The 21,135-nt window shown below is 67.1% G+C and carries 16 protein-coding genes; 6 read left to right on the top strand and 10 right to left on the bottom strand.

Features of this window, described 5'->3' with window-relative positions:
- Window positions 1-25: 25 nt before the first annotated feature.
- Complete coding sequence (locus ACQHGV_RS08860) at window positions 26-1,573, top strand: alkaline phosphatase D family protein (RefSeq protein WP_440977919.1); 1,548 nt, start codon at window positions 26-28, stop codon at window positions 1,571-1,573.
- A gap of 157 nt (window positions 1,574-1,730) precedes the next feature.
- A complete protein-coding gene (locus tag ACQHGV_RS08855) occupies window positions 1,731-3,869 on the top strand; it encodes a TonB-dependent siderophore receptor (protein ID WP_440977918.1) in 2,139 nt (712 codons plus the stop codon).
- Between the two features lie 45 nt (window positions 3,870-3,914).
- Here the strand turns inward: ACQHGV_RS08855 and ACQHGV_RS08850 are convergent, their stop codons facing one another.
- From ACQHGV_RS08850 to ACQHGV_RS08840, 3 genes are all read right to left on the bottom strand, one after another.
- On the bottom strand, window positions 3,915-6,401 hold the full coding sequence (locus ACQHGV_RS08850; protein WP_440977917.1) for a glycoside hydrolase family 9 protein: 2,487 nt from the start codon (window positions 6,399-6,401) through the stop codon (window positions 3,915-3,917).
- Window positions 6,402-6,428: 27 nt separating this feature from the next.
- Window positions 6,429-6,626 carry a hypothetical protein gene (locus tag ACQHGV_RS08845; protein ID WP_440977916.1) on the bottom strand — a complete coding sequence of 66 codons (198 nt, stop codon included), beginning with the start codon at window positions 6,624-6,626 and terminating at the stop codon, window positions 6,429-6,431.
- 109 nt (window positions 6,627-6,735) lie between these two features.
- Complete coding sequence (locus tag ACQHGV_RS08840; RefSeq protein ID WP_440977915.1) at window positions 6,736-7,374, bottom strand: tetratricopeptide repeat protein; 639 nt, start codon at window positions 7,372-7,374, stop codon at window positions 6,736-6,738.
- A gap of 239 nt (window positions 7,375-7,613) precedes the next feature.
- Between ACQHGV_RS08840 and ACQHGV_RS08835 the strand changes: the two genes are divergently transcribed.
- Together ACQHGV_RS08835 and ACQHGV_RS08830 are read left to right on the top strand one after the other, a co-directional pair.
- Window positions 7,614-8,306, top strand: a complete 693-nt coding sequence (locus tag ACQHGV_RS08835) for an Npun_F0296 family exosortase-dependent surface protein (RefSeq protein ID WP_440977914.1) — start codon at window positions 7,614-7,616, stop codon at window positions 8,304-8,306.
- Between the two features lie 104 nt (window positions 8,307-8,410).
- A complete protein-coding gene (locus ACQHGV_RS08830) occupies window positions 8,411-9,091 on the top strand; it encodes an Npun_F0296 family exosortase-dependent surface protein (RefSeq protein ID WP_440977913.1) in 681 nt (226 codons plus the stop codon).
- Between the two features lie 192 nt (window positions 9,092-9,283).
- Here ACQHGV_RS08830 and ACQHGV_RS08825 read toward each other — a convergent pair whose 3' ends face one another.
- From ACQHGV_RS08825 to paoA, 4 genes are all read right to left on the bottom strand, one after another.
- Window positions 9,284-10,648, bottom strand: a complete 1,365-nt coding sequence (locus tag ACQHGV_RS08825) for a cation:proton antiporter (RefSeq protein WP_440980175.1) — start codon at window positions 10,646-10,648, stop codon at window positions 9,284-9,286.
- Between the two features lie 230 nt (window positions 10,649-10,878).
- Window positions 10,879-13,098, bottom strand: coding sequence for an aldehyde oxidoreductase molybdenum-binding subunit PaoC (gene paoC, locus ACQHGV_RS08820; RefSeq protein ID WP_440977912.1), 2,220 nt, complete (start codon window positions 13,096-13,098; stop codon window positions 10,879-10,881).
- Window positions 13,095-14,045, bottom strand: coding sequence for an FAD binding domain-containing protein (locus ACQHGV_RS08815; RefSeq protein ID WP_440977911.1), 951 nt, complete (start codon window positions 14,043-14,045; stop codon window positions 13,095-13,097). The genes paoC and ACQHGV_RS08815 overlap by 4 nt, the downstream gene beginning before the upstream one ends.
- Window positions 14,042-14,704 carry an aldehyde dehydrogenase iron-sulfur subunit PaoA gene (gene paoA / locus ACQHGV_RS08810; RefSeq protein ID WP_440977910.1) on the bottom strand — a complete coding sequence of 221 codons (663 nt, stop codon included), beginning with the start codon at window positions 14,702-14,704 and terminating at the stop codon, window positions 14,042-14,044. The genes ACQHGV_RS08815 and paoA overlap by 4 nt, the downstream gene beginning before the upstream one ends.
- Before the next feature lie 367 nt (window positions 14,705-15,071).
- On the opposite strand from paoA, the gene ACQHGV_RS08805 reads away from it, so the two are divergent.
- Both ACQHGV_RS08805 and ACQHGV_RS08800 read left to right on the top strand, forming a co-directional pair.
- Window positions 15,072-15,416: a hypothetical protein gene (locus ACQHGV_RS08805; protein WP_440977909.1), complete on the top strand. Its 345-nt coding sequence runs from the start codon at window positions 15,072-15,074 to the stop codon at window positions 15,414-15,416.
- A 112-nt stretch (window positions 15,417-15,528) separates the two neighbouring features.
- A complete protein-coding gene (locus ACQHGV_RS08800) occupies window positions 15,529-17,130 on the top strand; it encodes a DUF5597 domain-containing protein (protein ID WP_440977908.1) in 1,602 nt (533 codons plus the stop codon).
- Here the strand turns inward: ACQHGV_RS08800 and ACQHGV_RS08795 are convergent.
- The 3 genes from ACQHGV_RS08795 to ACQHGV_RS08785 are packed head-to-tail and all read right to left on the bottom strand — an operon-like array spanning window position 17,121 to window position 20,967.
- A complete protein-coding gene (locus ACQHGV_RS08795) occupies window positions 17,121-18,707 on the bottom strand; it encodes a HAMP domain-containing sensor histidine kinase (RefSeq protein ID WP_440977907.1) in 1,587 nt (528 codons plus the stop codon). The genes ACQHGV_RS08800 and ACQHGV_RS08795 overlap by 10 nt on opposite strands.
- Entirely contained in the window at window positions 18,704-19,426 is a 723-nt protein-coding gene (locus ACQHGV_RS08790; RefSeq protein ID WP_440977906.1) for a response regulator transcription factor, read from the bottom strand. The genes ACQHGV_RS08795 and ACQHGV_RS08790 overlap by 4 nt, the downstream gene beginning before the upstream one ends.
- Window positions 19,423-20,967: a DUF4153 domain-containing protein gene (locus ACQHGV_RS08785; RefSeq protein WP_440977905.1), complete on the bottom strand. Its 1,545-nt coding sequence runs from the start codon at window positions 20,965-20,967 to the stop codon at window positions 19,423-19,425. Before ACQHGV_RS08785 ends, ACQHGV_RS08790 begins: the two co-directional genes overlap by 4 nt.
- Window positions 20,968-21,135 lie beyond the last annotated feature (168 nt).

The following is a 21,135-nucleotide window of genomic DNA, read 5'->3' as shown; positions in this document are numbered from 1 at the left end:
ATCGTCGCCTGTTCGGAGCCACGGCATGACCCTGTTCACCCGACGTCATGTGCTTGGCGGTGCGATACTGCTCGGGGCCGCGCCGGCCGTCCTGCGCGCGCAGCAGCTATTCGCCGCCTATCCGTTTCGGCTGGGGATCGCGGCGGGTGATCCGGCGGCGGACGGCTTCGTGATCTGGACGCGGCTCGCCCCCGATCCGCTCGCCGAGCATGGCGGCATGCCGATGGCGCCGGTCGCGGTCGACTGGCAGGTGGCGCGCGACGAGGGGATGCGCGATGTCGTCGCGAAGGGCACGGCGCTGGCCCGGCCCGAACTGGCCCATTCGGTCCATGTCGAGGTGACGGGCCTGGAGCCGGCGCGACCCTATTGGTATCGCTTCCAGATCGGCGGCGAACGGTCGGCGCGGGGCATGGCGCGGACCTTGCCGCCTGCCGGTGCGCCGCTGGACCGGGTCCGCTTTGCGGTCGTCGGGTGCCAGGCCTATGAGGACGGGCTGTACACCGCCTATCGCCACATGGCCGAGGAAGCGCCCGACTTCGTCTTACATTATGGCGACTATATCTATGAGGGCCGCGATTCCCCGCTCGCGTTCGGCTATGACGGACAGCCGCGCCGGTTCGTGCGCGAGCATGTCGGGCAGAAGCTGTTCGATCTCGCCGATTACCGCCGGCGCTACGCCCAGTACAAGCTGGATACCGACCTTCAGGCCGCGCACGCCGCCGCCGCATGGTTCCCGACCTTCGACGATCATGAGGTCGAGAATAACTGGGTCGGCCTGATCGATCAGGAGGGCACGCCGCCCGAGGATTTCGCGCTGCGTCGCGCGATGGCGCTCCAAGCCTGGTATGAGCATATGCCGGTCCGGCGTGCCGCGATGCCGACGCCGTCGGGGGTGACCGCCTATCGCCGCGCACGGATCGGCAATCTGCTCGACCTGCATCTGCTCGATACCCGCAGCTTCCGTAGCGATCAGCCCTGCGACGATGGCTTCAAGCCGGTCTGTGCCGGGGTGCGTGACCCGGCGGCGCAGGTTATGGGCGATGCGCAGGAAAAATGGCTGGCGGCCAATCTCGCCAAAGGTGAGGCGCGGTGGAACGCCATCGCGCAGCAGGTGATGGTCATGCCGCTCGACCGCCGTACCGACGATGCGCCGGCGGCGATCCGCAACATGGACAGCTGGGGCGGCTATGACGGCCCACGCGAGCGGCTGCTGGCGATGCTGGGCGGTCGCAACGCCGTGGTCCTGACCGGCGACGAGCATCAGACCTTCGCCGGCGAATTGCGGACGCAAGGCGGCAACGGCGCGGCCAAGGCGGTGGAGTTCGTCACCACCTCCATCTCCTCGGGCGGAGACGGGGCCGATGTCCGCAAGGGCAATGACCGGATCATGGCGAACAACCCCTATCTGAAATACACCGCCGACCGGCGCGGCTATTCGATCTGCGAGGTGCGCCGCGATGCCTGGCAGACGCGCTTCCACGCGGTGCGCAGCGTCTCGACACCCGATGCGCCGGTGGTGACGCTCGCCACCGCGACCGTCGCGGCGGGGGAACCGGCCATCACGATGGGGTAGGGCGGATCACCCGGCGCTCCGGGCGGCTTGGCCGCGCCTGGCGCGCCGGGTAGCGTCGCCGACATGGCAACGTAAATATGCGATTGATTATCATTAGTGGTATCCCTAAAGCCGCTGCCGAACCCCCGAACGGGTGAGAGACAGCAGCGGAGGAAGTATGAAGCGCAGCCTGTTGGCAGGCCTGCTGGCCGGTGTCGCATCGGCCGTGATTGGTGCACCGGCACTGGCGGCGGAGACGGCTCCGGCCAATGATCCGCAACGCGACAACGACATCATCGTCACCGGCGCCCGCGTCGCGCAGGCGGGGGATCAGCAAAGCGCTTCGCCGACCGGCCTGTCGCTGTCGCTGCGCGAAACGCCGCAGTCGGTGACGGTGATCGACCGTCAGCGGATCGAGGATTTTGCGCTGACCAATGTCCAGGACCTGTTGACCCAAACGGTCGGCATCAATGTCGAGCGGACCGAGACCGACCGGACCGAGTTCAACTCGCGCGGGTTCGACATCACCAATTTCCAGTTCGACGGCATCGGCCTGCCGCTGTTCTACAGCATCCAGACCAGCGACCTCGACACCGTGCTGTTCGACCGGGTCGAGGCGGTACGCGGGGCGAACGCGATCATGACGGGCGTCGGCAATCCGTCCGCGACGATCAACTTCCTGCGCAAGCGCCCGACGACCGGCTTCCAGGCCAATGGCTCGGCCTATCTCGGCTCGTTCAACATGTGGCGGCTGGAAGGCGATGTCTCGGGGCCGTTGACGACGAACGGCGCGCTGCGGGCGCGGGTGATCGGCGCGCATGAGGAGCGCGACAGCTATCTCGACTATAACCACGTCAATCGCGACGTCATGGCGGGGTTGCTCGCCTGGGACGTGACCCCGGCGCTGACCGCGACGCTCGGCTATTCGCGACAGGACAATCGTTCGCGCGGGGTACTGTGGGGCGCGCTACCGCTGACCTATTCGGACGGGACGCGGATCGATTATGCCCGCTCGGCTTCGACCTCGGCCGACTGGACCTATTGGAATACCATCGACCAGACCGCCTTTGGCGAGCTGGCGTGGAAGCCGGGCGGCGACTGGGCGGTGCGCGGTGTCGTCACCTATCGCCGGTTCGAGGAAAGCGCGCGGCTGCTCTATGCCTTTGGCCTGCCCGAACGGACGACCGGGCGGGGCATGCAGGGGCAGACCGGGCGGTACGACTCCAACTACGACCAGCTTCTGTTCGACGGCTATGCCTCGGGCAGCGTGTCGCTGTTTGGGCGCGATCACCAGCTGGCCTTCGGTGTGTCGAACGGACGTTCGGACGGTGAGCAATATGCCGGCAACGGCCTGGCGTTCGTCGACTATGGCGATGTTCGCGACCTCGCCAATTTCCGCGCGCCGCAGATCGGCTACAGTCCGATGGCGCAACAGGCGGACACGCGCGACCTGCTGACCCGCGCGTACGGCGCGATGCATCTGAACCTGACCGACCGGCTGAAGGGCGTGGTCGGCGCGACCGCGATCTGGCTGAAGAGCTCGGGCCTGTCCTACGGCACCGATCAGGCGCGTAACAACAGCCGGGTCAGTCCCTATGCCGGCCTGCTCTATGACCTGACCAGCCACCTGACCGCCTATGCGAGCTACACCAACATCTTCAATCCGCAACGCGAGGTCGACATCACCAACCGCCGCCTCGACCCCGCCAGCGGCACCAGCATCGAGGCGGGGCTGAAGGGCGAGTGGATGGGCGGTCGCCTCTATGGCTCGGCGGCGGTGTTCCGCGCCGAGCAGAAGGGGCTGGCGCTGTTCGCGGGGCAGTTCAACGGGACCAATGGGCCTGAGGGTTTCAGCTATTACACCGGGCAGGACTCGATCTCGAAGGGCTTCGAAGTCGAGGTGGCGGGGCGGATGACCGATCGCTGGCTGGTGTCAGGCGGCTTCACCCATCTCCAGATCGAGGATGGCGACGGCATCCGCGCGCGCAGCTTCATCCCGCGCGACACGTTCAAGCTGGCCGCGACCTACAGCATCGAGCAGCTGAACGACCTGAAGCTGGGCGGTCAGTTCCGCTATCAGAGCCGGATCAGCAACACCAACGGCGCGGTCAATGCGGCCGGGCAGGCGGTGCCGGTGGTGCAGGATGCCTATGCCACGCTCGACCTGCTGGGCAGCATCCGGGTGATCGACCATGTCCGCGCGAGCGTGAATGTGCGCAACGTGACCAATGCGAAATATCTCGGCACGCTGAAATACGGCCAGGCCTTCTACGCCGCACCGCGCAGCGTGATGGCGACGCTGCGTTTCGATTATTGAGGCGGGTGAACGGGGCGGGACTTCAATGTCCCGCCCCGTATACCATCACTGATCTTCCTTCGTCGCCTCGATCGCGGCATTGGCGGCCAGGATATAGGCCGAGGTCGTCGCGACCGTGTACTCATTCTCGAACCACAGGAACGGCCAGTCGGTCTTCAGCTCGGGGAAGTCCGGCTTCACGATCAGCACGCCCGGCACCAGCCCGCCGGGGATGAAGCCGTAATCGGCGCGGTTATGGCCATAGCCGATCAGCTTGGAGGCGGTGCCGACCGTCGAAACCAGCGACAAATTGTTCGCCGGGTGCCGCCCGAGCACATAGTCGATCGCGTTCAGCGTATAGTCGGTGCCGATGATCTCCGGGAACGCCTTGTGCATCAGGTACATGGTCGATCCGAACTCGACCACCTGATGCGACCCCGCCCAATTGCCCTCGCTGATCGGCACGCCGAACGGGTTCTTGCCGATTTCGGCATCGCGTTTGGCCTTGGCCGCACGCACCATGGGCACCAGCGCGGCACGATACTGGGCGTCCATATAGGGGATGGCGCGGATCGCCGAGGCACCGACCCAGGCGAAGCTCTTGGCGATCACCGGCATCAGGCCGCGCAGGCGATCGGCATAGAGCTTCTCGCCCTTGCTGGTGATCAGCAGCTCGACCGTCGCGCCGACATTCGCGCCGTCCGCCGACCAGGGCGAGCCGGAGTCGTCGCGGCCGTCGCCGGCCTTGATCTTGCCCTTTTGCTGGCGCGTCCAGAGGACCTTGGCGGCGTCGAGCGCCTCGGCGGCCATGGCGGGATCGCTGTCGGCCAGCGCACGCGAAGCGGCGGCCAGCGCGCCCGCCACCGCCAGATTGTTGGCGGGCAGGTCGGTGGTGAAGGCCCAGCGATCGTCCTGCGCGCCCGAGGCGCCGCCCTTGCGCTCGGTCGTGCCCAGCGCGGCGTCATAGGTCAGATTGTCGGTCTGCGACCCGGCATCACCGAGATGGGCATATTGGCGCTGCGCCGGATCGATGATGCCGACGATCGCATGGCCGAACACCTTGTATTGGGCGAGCAGTTGCAGGACGCCGTGGCGGATCTGCTGGACCGCGTCCGGCTTGCCATCGGGCTTGCGGATCTCGACCGCGCGTGCGGCTTCATCGACGCTCGTCTCGTCCCAGTCGAGGCCATAGAGTTCACGCCCCCAGACCAGATCGCGAACCACGGCGGCGTTCTGCGGCGTCTGGATGTCATAATCGCCCGCGTCCTGGAACCCGCCGATGTTCAGGCCGGGGATATGCTCGCCGGGCTTGAAGGGGGAGTCGAGGTTCGGCCCCATCTTGTATCCGTCGAAATGGACGTGATTGGGCGGCGCCTGTCGCGCATCGTCGAGATGCGAGGGGGCTGACCAGACGCGGTACTGCTCGCGAATGCCGACATGATCCATTTGCTCGGCGATGAAGGTGTCGAGCGAGGTCTGCCAGATGCGGTCATAGGCATCGGCGGCGATGCGGAAGGGATTGGTGACCTGCCCGCCATAGGCGATGGCATAGACGCCCGGCTCGCGCACGCTGGAGAAGTCGAAGGCGGCGTAATTGTACCGCATCCAGCGCCCGCGCGACGTGACGGCGGCGCGCAGCACCGGCTGGCGGGTGCCGTCGGCGGCCAGCTTGACCAGTTCGGCCTCGACCGGCGCGGGGCCATGCGGGTCGGTCTCGATCAGGGCGACCTTCGACCGGCCAGGGGTATAGCCCGCTTGGTTGAACGACACGACCGGCGGGCGCACCCAGTTCTTCACGACATTGGGGCGGACATGCCAGACGACGGCATTCTCCTTCGCCCCGACCGCGATCGGCGAGCGCACCACGAACCAGCCATTCTGCGCCCGATTGCGCGCGTCATAGAGTTCGAGCGCACCCGCGTCCGAGGTGATGGTGACGCGGGTCAGCGGGTCTTCGGGGGCGAGCGTGATCGACTTGCCGCCCGCCGCCAGCGGCATCGGATCGCCCGAGCCGTCCTTGGCCATCGGCCCCGTCGCGTGGCGCGGGAACAGGCCTGGCGCGGCGTCCATCAGATAGGTCTTGCCGAAATAGCTGGTCGGCAGGAAATCGAGATTGAACCCCGCCTTGCCCGCCAGGCTGGCGGGCAGCGGCTGGTCGAGGTCGACCGCGATGCAAAAGCCGTCGCCCTCGGCGGTGACCTTCACCTTATAGGTCAGGTCGACATCCTTATAGGCGGAGCGGACTACGATCTGATTGGCCTCGGTTCCGCGCGTGCGGCCGAGAAAGGCGGGGACGGGGTCCCATTGTTCGGGCGTGCGATTAAGCCGGACCGCGCCATCGGTGGCGATCCGCTCGCCATGCAGCACGATCTGGATGCCGGCATTCTTCTCGTCGAAGAAGATCGGGCTGAACTGGTTCTGGTCGACCATCACGGTCAGCCCCTGGGTCTCCAACGTTTCGGCCGGTGTCACCGCGAGCGTTTGGGCAAGAGCATGGGCGCTGGCCAACAAGCTGGCCGAGGTCAACAAGGTGAACCCTATCAGTTTCAGCATTACCCCTCCTATCGCGCGATAGCGCTATCATTTTTGCGGATGGATAAGGCGTGAAACGGGCAGGGTGCCCGGTACCTGACCGTCCGCAAATACGGGGCGATTGCCGCCTCCGTTGCGGGGCAATTTGAGCGAAGCGCTCGGATTAAACAACGGAAAAATAGCGTCTTGCTTCAGATCAGCATGATCGCGCAGCTTGACGGTCGGGCAAGGTTTGCCGGCCAGCATTCACATCAGAATAACGCTCACATGGCTTTGGGCTTTACATCGACGGGGCATGAAAAAGGGGCGCGGATGGTATGGCCACCCGCGCCCCTCTGGAACGTGCGGATTGCGATCAGGGCTTGGATTTGTAGCGCGGCTGGGCGCGGCCGGCTTCGTCGGCGGCCTGGCGGATCAGCTGGATATTGCGCTTGATCGACGCAGCCAGCGTGGAGCGGATCGCCTCATCGGCATCCGAGCCGGCGGGCACTTCGCGCAGCAACTGCAGCCACTCGCCGATCGCCTCGTCATGCTGGCCCTTGAAGTCCTTTTCCATCGCGAAGTAAAAGCGAGCGCGGGCGTCGCGCGGATCGATGGCCAGCGCCTTGCGGAACGCCTCGGCGGCCTGGGGCGGCAGGTTGACGTCGTTCGACTTGGTCGTCTGCATCAACGTCTCGCCCAGCGCCGACCAGGCGGTGGACTGGTTCGGATCGATCGCCAGCGAGGCGCGATAGGCGGTGGCGGCCTCCGCGAATTGACGCTTGGCGAGCAGGGCGTCGCCCAACTGCTTCTGCGCGGCGGCGTCGCCCGGCGCCTTGTTGGCGGCGGCCTTGGCGGCGGTCGGATCGGCGGCGGGGGTGGGGCGCTCGATGAAGACCGGCGTCACCACGGGCTTGGTGTCCGCAGGACGTCGCAGCAGCGCCACCGCGATGAAGGCCAGGATGGCCAGGACGAGCACGATGCCCGCGATGACGAAGATTTTGCCCCGTTTCATTGATCGATCCCTGCTCATTGTGGCGTCAGCCTATCGTGCGATTCGCCTTGCCATAACGTAAAAGGGGCAAAGCACCGGAAAATCCATGTCTTATCTTGAAACAGATTCGACCAAGTCCCTGCACCACAACGTTATTGTCCGGAATTTTACCGGGTGCGATAGCGATGACGTCCGCGATATACCGGCCTTCAAGTTCGAGGCGCCGAGTCGCCAATTGATTGACGTTCGGAGTGTTGTCGATGCGCAAATTCACCACCGCCCTGATTTCGGTCGCCGCCGCCGCGCTCGCCGCGACCTCGGTGCAGGCCGCGCCGGGCACCGTGACCAGCACCGCCAACGATTATTATTCCGCGCAGAGGAACGTGCCGGCGGGTTCGACCGTGGTGACGTTCGACACGCCGCAGCTTCCCAACGGCTTCTCGCTGCAGGGCGGCACGATCGGCACGGGTTCGGTCTGGGACCCGAGCGTGGGCAACTGGAAATATGTCGCGCCGTCGGGTGACTCGACTAATTTCCTGGTGACGCTGCCCAACGCATCGACCACGCTGACCGCCGACAAGCGCTTCGGCTATGGCAGCGTCGGGCTGAACTGGGGTTCGATCGACACGTCGAACATCCTCGATGTGCTCGACATCTTCGGCAATGTGATCACCTCGATCACCGGTTCGAACCTGCTGTCGAACCGTTCGCTGCTCGACTTCAGCACCAACCGCTACGTCACCTATTCGCTCGATCCCAATAGCGGTCAGCAGATCGGTGGCCTGCGCTTCACCTCGCCGAACAGCAATGGCTGGTCGTTCGAGGTAGACGATATCGCATTCAGCAACGCTTCGCCCGCGGCGGTGCCGGAACCGGCATCGATCGCGCTGTTCGGCGCGGGGCTGGCGGGTCTGGTCGGGGTGGCGCGTCGCCGCCGCCGTCAGGCCGCCTGATACGGAACGGTCCGCAGCGCTGGCATCGCCCGCCGCGCGGATACAGAGAAGATCGGAAGCCGGTATCCGGCTTGTTGCTTTGGTCAAGGACAACAGGGAGAAAGATGATGGCTGGCGTGAAGACGATGATGGCGGTGGCAGGCATGCTGGCCGGTGCGATGGTGTCGACGGCGGCGGTGGCCGGCGTGACGAGCGTCGCCTATGACCAGCCGGCACCGGCGGGCGCGACCCTGGTCGACTTCAACAGCAACGGCACGCCGGGCATGACCGACCTGCCGACCGGCTTCTCGCTGTCGGGTGGCCAGCTCGTCACCGGTTCGGCCAATGGCTACAGCACGCCGCTGGGCGACACGACCCAGTATCTGCTGGTCAACAAGAGCAGCGCGACGCTCAAGTCGAACAACGCCGCCGGCTATGACAGCGTCAGCCTGTATTGGGGGTCGATCGACACCTTCAACACGCTGAACATCCTCGACACCGCCAGTCGCGTCATCAAGACGATCACCGGCACGGAAATTGCGTTCCCGGGCGCGAACAACTCGTTCGGCGATTACAACAACCCGAAGTACAACCAGTATGTCACCTACACGCTGGACAGCCTGACCGGCGCGCGCATCGGTGGCTTGCAGTTCCTGTCGACGGACACCGCGTTCGAGCTCGACAATGTCGCCTTCTTCAACAAGAACCCGACCGCGGTGCCGGAGCCGGCGACGCTGACCCTTTTCGGTGCCGGCATCGGCGGCCTGATCGCCGCTTCGCGCCGTCGTCGCAAGAAGACGGCCTGACGGGCTTTCATAACGGCACCGGCCATGGGGCTGGTGCCGTTTCGAGAAAAGGCGGCCTAGGCCGCCTTTTTTTGTGCCTGTCGCAGGTGATGGGGTGGGCCGCCGCTCGACGGCATGGCGCAGCCGGGGCAGGGGGCAAACCAACCGGATATGTGCGCCGGCCGGTGGAGAGGGGCAGGCGCCCCTCTCCGGTCAGGCGGCGGCGGAGCGTAGCGCCTCCATTTCGCCCATCACGCGGGCCTTGCGGCCATAGACGAACTCGAACAGCGGGCTGGCCATCATCGTGGTCACGATCGCCATCAGCACGAGCATCGAGAACAGCGTCGGCCCGATGATACCCTTTTGCAGGCCGATATTGATGATGATCAGCTCCATCAGCCCGCGCGAGTTCATCAGCGCACCGATGCCGAGCGCGGTCCGGTTATCCTCGCCGCAAACGCGTGCGGCGAGGTAGCAGGCGCCGAACTTCGCCGCGATCGAGGCGAGGAGGATGGCGAAGGCGATCAGCAGCAGGGGCGCGGAATTGACCATGTCCATCCGCGTGTTCAGCCCCGAATAGGTGAAGAACATCGGCAGCAGCAGGACGACCGCCAGCGGCTCGACCTTCTTCTTGAGTTCGGTGACGAACAGCCCGCGCGGCATGAAGACGCCCAGGATGAAGCCGCCGAAGATGCCATGCACGCCGATCGCGTCCATGATGAACGCCGACACGCAGAAAGCCATCAGCGTGATCGCCAGTATATTGGTCGACATCTCGCCACGCGCCTCGACCGCGCGGCCCAGCGGGGCGAGGATGCGGCGGCCGAACAGCAGGAGGAAGCCCACATACAGGATCGCCCCGCCGATCGCGAGGATCGCAACGCCGCTGCCGCCGCCAAAGGTCGCCAGCACCACCGCCAGCACGCACCAGGATGCGGCATCGTCGAACGCCCCCGCCGCGAGTGACAGCGTGCCGAGTGGGCTGTCCGCCAGTCCCCGTTCGTTGATGATGCGCGCCAGCATCGGGAACGCGGTGAGCGCAATGCAGGCACCCATGAACAGCGAGGCATTGGCCTGGCTGATCCCCGGCGCGAACAGCCCGGGCACGGTCATCAGCCAGGGGGTGATCAGCATCGCGATCAGGAAGGGCACCACCACCCCCGAGGCGGACACCGCCATCGCGCTGCGCGCCTTGGATTCGAAATGGTCGAGGCGCAGCGTCAGCCCGACCAGGAACATATAGAGCGCGACGCCGAGCTGCGCGCCCGCATAGAGGACGTTGCGCGTCTCCTTCGGAAAGATCGCGCCCTGCAATTCGGGCCAGACCAATCCCAGCAGCGAGGGGCCGAGCACGACGCCCGCGATCATCTCGCCCACGACCGGCGGCTGAGCGAGGAACTTCTGCCCCAGCCAGCCGACCAGACGACAAGCGAACAGGATCACCGCCAGTTGCAGGAAGAAATGGATGCTATAGTCGCCCGGCGCATAGGTGGTGGCGGCGCCGGTGCTCGCCGGGCCGTGCGGTGACAGGATCGTCGTGGCGGTTCGCCAGAAACTATCCAACGCATTGTGAAGCATCGCCAATTCCCCTCCGCCCGACCGCGCCTCGACGCGGCGGGCCGGCGATGGACGCACCACCGCCTTCCCCTCTTATCCCCCTTGTTTGCCGGGGGATTTTTGGGGCGACAAGAGGGAAAGCGGCCGTCATCACGCGATCGGCCGGTGACCACGCCGGCGACCTGCGGGGCGGAAACGATGGGACATGGCCGCGGACCGCGTGTCAGGCGGTCCGCAGCCTATCCTTGAGGTCAGGCGATCTCCGGCAGGCGATCGAGATGCTTTTCCAGCGTCAGCGGATAGTCGCGCACGCGAACCCCGGTGGCGTTATACACCGCATTGGCCACCGCCGCACCGACCCCGCACAGGCCGAGTTCGCCGACGCCCTTGGCCTTCATCGGGTTCGCCTTGTCATCGGCCTCCTCGAGGAAGATCACCTCCTGGTGCGGGATGTCGGCATGGACCGGCACCTCATAGCCGGCGAGATCGTGATTGACGAAGAAGCCGAAGCGCGTGTCGACGGCCAGTTCCTCCATCAGCGCCGAGCCGACGCCCATCGTCATCGCGCCGATCACCTGGCTGCGCGCCGCCTTAGGGTTCAGGATGCGCCCGGCGGCGCAGACGGCCAGCATCCGGCGCAGACGGACCACGCCGGTATAAGCATCGACGCCGACCTCGACGAAATGCGAGCCGAAGGTCGACAGCTGATAGGTCTTGCCGAGATCGCCGAACTCGATCTTGTCCTCGGCGGTCAGCGGCGCCGATTTCGCCGCGTCGCGCAAAGGCACCGACCGGTTGCCGCCCGAGACCTGTCCGCCGGCAAAGGCGATGTCGGCCGAGTTGAAGCCCAGCGTCTGCGCCACCGCCTCGCGCAACTTGACGCAGGCGGCATAGACGCCGGCGGTCGCATTGGCCGCGCCGAACTGGCCGCCCGACCCCGCCGACACCGGATAGGCGGAATCGCCCAGACGGACCTCGACCCGATCCAGCCCTACGCCCATCATCTCGGCGGCGGTCTGGGCGATGATCGTATAGCTGCCCGTGCCGATGTCGGTCATGTCGGTTTCGACCAGCACCCGACCATCGGATTGCAACGTGACGCGCGCGCCGGAGCGGCGGTTGATATGGTTGCGGAACGCCGCCGCCATGCCCATGCCGACCAGCCAGCGCCCGTCGCGCACCTGCCCCGGCTTGGCATGGCGCCGCGACCAGCCGAAACGCTGCGCGCCTTCCTCGAGGCAGCGGACCAGCTGGCGCTGCGAGAAGCGGCGATCGGGCTTTTGCGGATCGACCTGGGTGTCGTTCTTTACGCGAAAGGCGACCGGGTCCATGCCCAGCTTCTCGGCCATCTCATCCATGGCGATTTCGAGCGCCATCATGCCCGGTGCCTCGCCCGGCGCGCGCATCGAATTGCCCTCGGGCAGGTTGAGCACGGCCAGACGCATCGCGGTCAGGCGGTTGGGGCCGGCATAGAGCAGCTGGGTCTGGTTGACCGCCGTCTCCGGGCCACCGCCGGGCAGGTCGCCCGATCCGCTCTCATGCGCGATCGCCTGGATCGTGCCGTCCTTGGCCGCACCGATACGGATACGCTGGCGGGTCGCGGGGCGATGGGTGGAGTTGTTGGCCATCAGGGGCCGCTGCATCGCGACCTTGACCGCCCGCCCGACCTCGCGCGCGGCCAGAGCCGCCATGATCGCATCGGCGCGCAGGAACAGCTTGCCGCCGAAACCGCCGCCGACATAGGGCGACATGAAACGGATCTTGTCCTTGGCGATGCCCAGCGTCTTGGCCAGATCGCCGCGCCCCCAGTCGATCATCTGGTTAGACGTCCAGATGTGCAGCTCATCGCCCTTCCACAGTGCGGTGGAAGCGAAGGGCTCCATCATCGCATGGCTATGATCGGGCGTCGTATACGCCGCATCGAGCGTTACCGGCGCGGCGGCAAAGGCCTTCTCGAAATCGCCGACCCGGTCGGCGGCGGGCGCCTTGTTCCCCTCGTTGCTGTCACCACCCACCAGCGGCGCGGTCTTGAGCGCGCTGTCGAGGTCGAAGCTGCCCGACGCGCGCTCATAATCGACACGGACGAGGCCAGCCGCCGCACGCGCCTGTTCGAAGGTCTTGGCGACCACGATCGCGATCGCCTGATGATAATGGTCGACCTCCGGGCCGCCGAGCAGCTTGGCAGTGTTGAAATTGCCCTTGGCCAGCGGACCGGCATTGCCGGCGGTGACGATGCCCAGCACGCCGGGCGCGCCGCGTGCATCGTCCAGATCGATGCTGCGGATACGCCCCTTGGCGATCGCGGCACCGATGATCCAGCCATAGGCGGCATCGGGGGCATCGGCATGGCGTTCATAGGCATAGGGCGCGGTGCCCGTGGTCTTGCGCGGTCCATCGATCCGGTCCTGCGCGCGGCCGACCACGGTCATGCGATCGATGGGATTGGTGCCTGCCGGCTCGGTGAATTTCATGCGGTCCTCGCCTGGCTGATGACGGCGGCGATCGTCCGTTCGACGAGCGGCACCTTGAAGGCATTATGCTCGGTCGGCCTGGCGTCGGCGAGCAGCCTGGCCGTCACCGCCTTGGCCCCGCCGGGCAGCTGGGCATCGGCCGCCTCGACCCGCCACGGCTTGTGCGCGACGCCGCCCACCGCGACGCGGCCGCTGCCATCCTTCTGGACGACCGCCGCGACCGAGATCAGCGCAAAGGCATAGGAGGCGCGGTCGCGTACCTTTTCATAGATGTGCGTGCCGCCAAGCGGGCGGGGCAGGGTGACCGAGGTGATCAGTTCGCCGGGCTGCAACACGGTTTCGATATGCGGCGTGTCGCCGGGCAGGCGGTGGAGGTCGGCGATGGGGATGGCGCGGGTCTGCCCTTGCGGGTTCACCGTCTCGACCACCGCGTCCAGCACCCGCATCGCGACGTTCATGTCGCTCGGGTTGGTGGCGATGCACTGGCCGCTCGTCCCGACGACCGCAAGCTGACGCGAATAGCCGCCGATGGCGCTGCATCCCGAGCCCGGCTTGCGCTTGTTGCAGGCCATGTTGGTGTCGTAGAAATAGGGGCAGCGGGTCCGCTGGAGCAGGTTGCCCGCCGTCGTCGCCTTGTTGCGCAACTGCCCGCTCGCACCCGCCGCGATCGCGCGCGACAGGACGCCGTAATCGCGGCGCACCCGTTCGTCCGTCGACAGCGCAGTGTTGGTGACGAGCGCACCGATGCGCAGGCCGCCATCCTCGGTCTTTTCGATCCGGTCGAGCTTCAGGTCCTGCACGTCGATCAGATGGGTCGGCGTCTCGACCTCGATCTTCATCAGGTCGAGCAGGTTGGTGCCGCCCGCCAGGAACTTCGCGCCCGGCCGGGTCGCGGCACGCGCCGCCGCGACGGGGTCCTTGGCGCGCTCATAGGTGAAGGCCTTCATGCCTTGGCTCCCGCGACATCTGCCATGGCGTCGGCGATGTTGGAATAGGCGCCGCAGCGGCAGATATTGCCGCTCATCCGCTCGCGCATCTCGATATTGCTGGCCTGGGGGCGGGCCATCAGGTCGGCCTGGACGTGGCTGGGCACGCCGGCGCGAATCTCTTCGAGGACCGCGACCGCCGAGCAGATCTGGCCCGGCGTGCAATAGCCGCATTGATAACCGTCGTGACGGACGAAGGCCGCCTGCATCGGGTGGAGCTTGTCGGGCGTGCCCAGCCCCTCGATCGTAGTGATCGCGTCGCCGTCATGCTGGAGCGCCAGGCTGAGGCAGCTGTTGATCCGTTGGCCGTTGACCAGGACGGTGCAGGCGCCGCACTGGCCATGGTCGCAGCCCTTCTTCGTGCCGCTCAGGTGCAGATGCTCGCGCAGCGCGTCGAGGAGCGTCGTGCGCGGGTCGAGCGACAGCGGCCGATCCTTGCCATTCACCTTCAGAGTGACGGGCATGGTCACGGGCATCGCGGCGGGATCGGGCGGCATGGTGGTCCTCTTGGTCTGGGCGTCCGACGGGGTGGAGGCGGCCATGGCCGTGGCCGCGCCGCCAACCATCACTCCGCGCCGGGAAAATGAAATATTACAAGCGCCTGAAGTCTCGTCCGCCACGTTGCGTCTCTCCCTTGGTCCTACCGTTCACCCGTCACCATCAAGCGTCCCGCCCTGGGGACATGGGCACCAAGGGGTCTGGCGTTGTTCGGTATGATAACGCCCGCCCGCGAATTTGGTGTCAAGCGGTGTGGAACAAACGCAAAATTCCGTCAGGCGGAAGGGGGTTGGGGGAGAAAGGCGGCGACGCACCCGTCACCCTGTGCTAACCCCGCCGCATCGCCGGTTTGACGACCGCAAGCGCTGGCGACTGAGAGACCCATGTGCTCCCGCTTGTTGGCCGGAGCATCAGCATGACGTCTTTCGATCGGTATCGACGAGGGCGCTTGTCCGCCGCCGCGCGCCCATGGTGAGTGCGCAGGAACGGATGCGGACGCACCGCGCGCTGATGGATGGGATCGGCGCGCTGGAGGATCGTATCGCGCCGCTCTGGGCCGCCGATCGTCCGCTGCCGACATCGCTGCACCATGCGGTCCGTGCGCGCGTTACCTCCAACAGCTTTCGCGAACTGGACGTGCTGCTGGCGCATTGGATTGGGCTGATGATGGGGCAGCCGGTGCGGATGGATGACGTCGACGGCTGGCGAGAGGAGGCCGCGCGGGATTATCCGTTCGATGCGGTTTACACGCCGTTCGAGATCGCGCGGATCGCGGCGACCTATCGGCTGGCGGCGCTGCCGCGGATCGTCACGAAGCGCGATCTCGCCGCCTGAGCACGTGATCCCCGGACATGCGGTTGATCGGTCGCACCCGCGCGTGCACAGAAGCGACCGAGGCATCGCGCATGCCGCATCGGGGGAGGGTAGGGCTTTGCGACGGGCATTCATGGGGGCGCTGGGCGCGCTGGCGATCGCGGGGTCCTGCTGGGCACAGACGACCCCGGTGCCACATATCGTCACGCGCGCCGGCCGCCACGCGCTGATCGTCGATGGCCAGCCCTTCCTGATGCTGGGCGCGCAGGTCAACAATTCCAGCAACTATGCCAGCGCGCTGCCGCAGGTGTGGCCGATGCTCGACCGGCTGCATGCCAACACGATCGAGATTCCCGTCGCCTGGCAGCAGATCGAGCCGCGCGAGGGGCAGTTCGACTTCTCCTTCGTCCAGACGCTGCTCGACCAGGCCCGCGCGCATGACAAGCGGGTCGTGCTGCTCTGGTTCGGAACCTGGAAGAACACGTCGCCCGGCTATACGCCCGATTGGGTCAAGCTCGACAATCGCCGCTTCCCCCGGATGAAGACCCGCGACGGCAAGGATCATTATGTCCTGTCGCCGATGTTCCGCGCGACTCTGGAGGCGGACAAGCGCGCCTTCGTCCGGTTGATGGCCTATCTGAAGGCGCATGATCCGCAGAACACCGTCATCATGGTGCAGGCGGAGAATGAGGTCGGCAGCTATCGCAACTCGCGCGATTTCGGCGCGGCGGCGCAGGCGCTGTTCGCCGGACCGGTGCCGGCGGCGCTCACCCGTAAGCTCGGCAAGGCGCCCGGCACCTGGTCCACCGTCTTCGGCGCGCAGGCGGACCGCGCGTTCAACACCTGGTACACCGCCCGCTTCGTCGACGAGATCGCCGCCGCCGGCAAGGCGGTCAAGCCGCTCCCCATCTATGTCAATGCGGCGCTGGCCGGGCCGTCCAACGTCCCCGACCCGGACGGGGTGGCGAGCGGCGGGCCGCAGCAGGACGTGCTCGACATCTGGAAGGTCGCTGCGCCTGCGATCGATGCCGCCGCGCCCGATCTCTACGACCGGGCCAGCGCCAATGTCGCCTTGTATCTGAAGGCCTATGCGTGGCCCGACAACCCGCTGTTGGTGCCCGAGATCGGTAACGCCCGCGACTTCGCGCGCTATTTCTACGAGGCGCTGGGGCGCGGCGCGATCGGCTTCGCGCCGTTCGGCATGGATGACACGGGCTTCTTCAACTATCCGCTCGGCGCCAAGGCACTGGACGAGGCGACGCTGGACGCCTTTGCCAAGCCGTATCGGGCGATGGCGGGGGTGATGCGCGACTGGGCGCGACTGTCCTTCGCGCATGACAGCTGGGGGACGGCGCGGCCCGACGACGGATCGGATCGCCAGACGGTCATGGGCGACTGGTCCATCCGCGCCAGCTTCGGCGAATGGCAGTTCGGGGAGAAGAGCTGGAGCTGGCTCAAGTCCGAACCCGCGCCTTGGGCGAAAGAGCCGATCGGCGGGGTGGCGGTGTTGCACCTGTCGGCGGACGAATTTCTGATGATCGGCGATCATGTGCGGATGCGGTTCGAGCCGGCAACGCCCGACCCCCGCGCGATGGTCGTGCGGGTCGAGGAAGGGCATTTCGCCGATGGCCAATGGGTCATGGACCGGGTGTGGAACGGCGACCAGACCGACTACGGCATCAACATCATCGACCGCCCGGTGGTGCTGAAGGTGACGATGGGCCGCTATCGCTGATCCAGCGGATGGACGGCCGGGCGCAGGCTAATCCGCATCGTCGTGCCCGGACCCTCGTCGAGCAGGTGCAGTTCGCCGCCCGAAGCATGGAGCAGCGACCGGGCGATCGGCAGACCCAACCCCGTGCCGCCGCTGACCCGGCGCGAGGTGAAGAACGGCTCGAAGATGCGCGCCCGATCGGCGGCGGGGATGCCGCCGCCATTGTCGCGGACCGCCAGGCGAATAGGCTCGCCGGCGGTGATGGCGATGACGATCCGGTCGGCGTCGGCCTGGATGGCATTCTCGATCAGCGTCGTCAGCACGGCCTCCAGCGTCGAGGCGGGAACGGCGGCGAACAGGGCAGAGGACGCGGCCTCGACGAGGATGGTCACGCCGGTCTTGCGCAGCGCATCGGCCACCTTGTGCGCGGCCGCCACGACATCGGCGCTGCCTTCGGGGCCTGCAACCATCATGTCGGCACGCGCCAGGTCGAGCAGGCGCGACACCAGAAGCGTCAGGCGGGTGGCGTCCGCATCGGCATTGGCCAGGAAACGGGCGCGGTCCGCCGCCGCCATGCTGTCGGCATGATCCTGCAGCAGCTCGATCGCGCCGCGTATGCCGGTCAGCGGCGTCTTGAACTCATGGCTGACCGCATGGGCGAAGTTGCGGAGATAATGCGATCGCGCCTCTATCGCCTCGGCCATGGCGGCGAAGTCGCGGTACAGGTCCTGTATCTCGATCGCGGCGGTCGGCGGAATGGCGGGCACGCCGCCCCGCCCGGCCGCAACGCTTCGGGTCGCCTCCTGCAATTGCTCGATCGGCCGGGCGATCCCGCGCGACAACAGACCGGACAACAGGATCAACAGCGCGAGGATGGCGAGGATGCCGATGACGATCTTGCCCCAGTCCTCATACAGCCCGACGAACAGCGACCTGGCCGAGCGCGACAACAGCAGCACGCCGACCACGCGACCATCGACCAGCACGGGCCGCGCATGATGGACCCGCGTCGCCGCCGCGCGGGTCAGCCAGTCGAAGCGATAGACGGCGTGATAGCTCGCGTTGCGGCGCAGTTCGGTGCGCGGCTGGCCCTGAAGCGCCGAGGCGACTTCGGCCAGTCCGGCATAGCTGCCGCGTCGCCCCGTCCCGCCGGCGATCCGCCCGTCGCGGTCGAGCAGGATGATCGAGGCCAGGGTCGCGCCCCGCGTCGCGGCCAGGACGGGGGCAAGCCGGATCGCGGCCGCCCGCGCATCGGCCAAGGGTGCAGGTGCTGCCGAAGGCGCGGGGCGTTCGGGCAGGATCGGCGTCGCGCTGAGGTCGACCGTACTGTCGCCTTCGCCATATCGGGCAGACGCCGGCGTGACGGATCGCCCCGGTGGCGCCTCGGGCCAGAGGACCGCCGCGCTCGCCGCCAGCGCGGCGCCTTGCGCGGCGAGTTCCGCTTCGGTCTGGCGGACCAGCGTATTCTCATAGACACGCAGCGCCACCGCACCGACGCCGGGCAGCGCGGCGACCAGGAAGAAGCTGGCGAACAGATAGGTGCGCAGGCTCAGGCGCGGCCAGTGCCGCTTGGCCCAGCCCTTGACCTCGCCGATCACGTGCCCGCGCCGGTGCAGGCCCCCAAGCGATAGCCGATGCCGGGCCGCGTCTCGACCAGATCGGTGCCGCCCACGGCGGCGAACTTGGCGCGCAGGTTGCGGATATGGCTGTCCACCGTCCGGTCGGTGACGGCGAAGCCCGGCCCGTGCAGCCGGTCGATGATCGCATCGCGGCCGAACACCTTGCCCGGCATCACCGCGAGCGTGCGCAGGATCGAGAATTCGGTGACGGTCAGCGGCACCTCCGCCCCGTTCCAGCGCGCCTGCCACCCCTCGACATCCAGGGTCAGTCGCGCATGCTGGATGGTCGCGCCTATCTGCTGGACGCTCGGTGGATGGGCATGGGTGCGGCGCAGGATCGCCATCACCCGCGCCACCACCTCACGCGGGGAAAAGGGTTTGACGACATAATCGTCCGCGCCCAGCTCGATCCCCAGCACGCGGTCGATCTCGTCGTCGCGCGAGGACAGGAACAGGATCGGGCAATCGCCTTCGGCCCTGAGGCGGCGGCACACTTCCAGCCCGTCCATGCGCGGCATGTTGATGTCCAGCACCACCAGATCGGGCGCATGGGTCAGCGCGGCGGTGAGCGCCGCCTCGCCATCCGCCGCCTCGATCGTGTCCAGCCCCGCCTTGCCCAGCGCGAAGACGAGCAACTGGCGGATATTGGGGTCGTCATCGGCGATCAGGATGGTGCGGGGCATGGGGCACAGGATCATGGCCGGGGCGACTTCGTCAACGGGGCAGGCGCCGGAGGCGGGGCATCGTCGACGATCCGGATACGCAGGCCGCCACAACCCATGATCCAGCCGTCGGTCAGCGGCGGCGGCGCGGCATGCGGGCGGACCCGCGCCTCGGCCGCCGCCAGCCGTCGTGCGCCGCGCCAGGTCCAGCTATGCCAATCCCGCTGGTCCCGCTCCAGCCGGCCCATCGCCTCGTCGATCAGGTAATGGACGCGCCCCCGCAGCACCGGCCCGCTCGCGCGCCGCTCCAGATCGATCAGCGGCAACAGCGCCGAGGGGCCCAGCCCTTCGAGATAGCAGAGGTCGAGCGCGTCGCCGCGCCGGGCATGGCGGACATTCCAATCGGCGGCGATCGCCCCCAGATCGACCGCGCAGACGCCCGCCAGCACCAGCCCGGCGGCGAGCGCATTGGCATTGATCAGCCAGGCTACCGACCGGCCCGTCACCATCCGCCAGGTGATCAGGATCAGCCCGGTCGCGACCAGCCCCATCCACAACAGCGCCGCGATCCGCCAGCCCGTCAGCATCGAGGCCGCGATGTAGTCGAGCGTGCGCAGCATGCTGGACGCGACGAGCAGGAGGTTCTGCGCCACCCACAACAGGATCAGCCGGCGGACGAGCGGGCTGCGCGCGCCGTCGCTGTCGGGCCGAGCCGCCAGCAGTACGAAGGCGCCGGCGAGCAGCGCGGTAACGATCAGCGGATAGGCGCCGCGATGGGCATATTCGGCGGGCGTCACCCCGGCGGGCAGGGCCGCACCGCTCCAGAGGAAGGCGAGGTCCAGCGCGTTCTGGACGGCGAAGATCGCGTTGAAGGTGACCAGCGACAGGATCAAGGCGGTGACCGGCAGATGCCGGGCACGGGCCGTATCCGCCACACCGCCAAAGTCGAACCGCAGCACCGCGCGGTGCGGCCGCAGCGCCGGCCAGACGGCCAGCAGGATGATAAGCCAGAAGACGGCGTGAAAGATCATCGCCGACAGGTCCGGGAAACGGATCGCGGCAAAGGCACCGGCGATCAGCGGGTTGGCCTGGGCGAACAGATACAGGAACAGCGCACCGCCCAGGACGGGCAGGATCAGCAGCCCCGAAACGGTGACCAGCGCGCGCGACGGGCATCGTCGGACGAGACGCCGCGCGTCGCGAAAAGGCGTGGCCAGGCCGAATATGCCATTCAGGGCGATCCGCAGGTCCCAGCGTATCGCGTCGTCGAACCGGCGCAGCGGCAAGAGGCTGGCGGACATCAGCGCCAGCCCGAACAGGCACCAGTCGAGCGGCCTGGGATCGTCGACCAGCATCACGCCGAACAGGAGCGCAACGACGAGCGCCACCCGTGCCGCGCGATCGTGCCGCACATCGGGGCGGGTGACGGCCAGCACCAGGGCCCAGGCGAGCGCGAAGCCGCCCAGCGTCCAGCCCGGCTCGTGATCGTAGAAGAACAGGTCCGCCAGACCGATCAGCGCGGCGGCGCCGAACAGCTTGGCCAGGAAAGAATATCGCGGTGATCCGATGACGGTCATGCCGGTCTCCTTAGCAGGCCTTGCTGATGCCGGGCGGACATGGAGCGGGATCATGGCACCCGTTGCGAATCTCGCGAGGCTTTTGTGCAGAAGCCGTGCAGACCGGGGTCCCGCCTTGACTGGGGGGACTTGAAGACGCGCCGTTTCTTGCGCATGGGGGCGCGGCAA

The sequence above is a fragment of the Sphingomonas pseudosanguinis genome (assembly GCF_052056765.1).
Classification (GTDB): domain Bacteria; phylum Pseudomonadota; class Alphaproteobacteria; order Sphingomonadales; family Sphingomonadaceae; genus Sphingomonas; species Sphingomonas pseudosanguinis.
The sequence above is the reverse complement of the archived record's forward strand: the minus strand, read 5'-3'. Positions and strand labels throughout refer to the sequence as shown.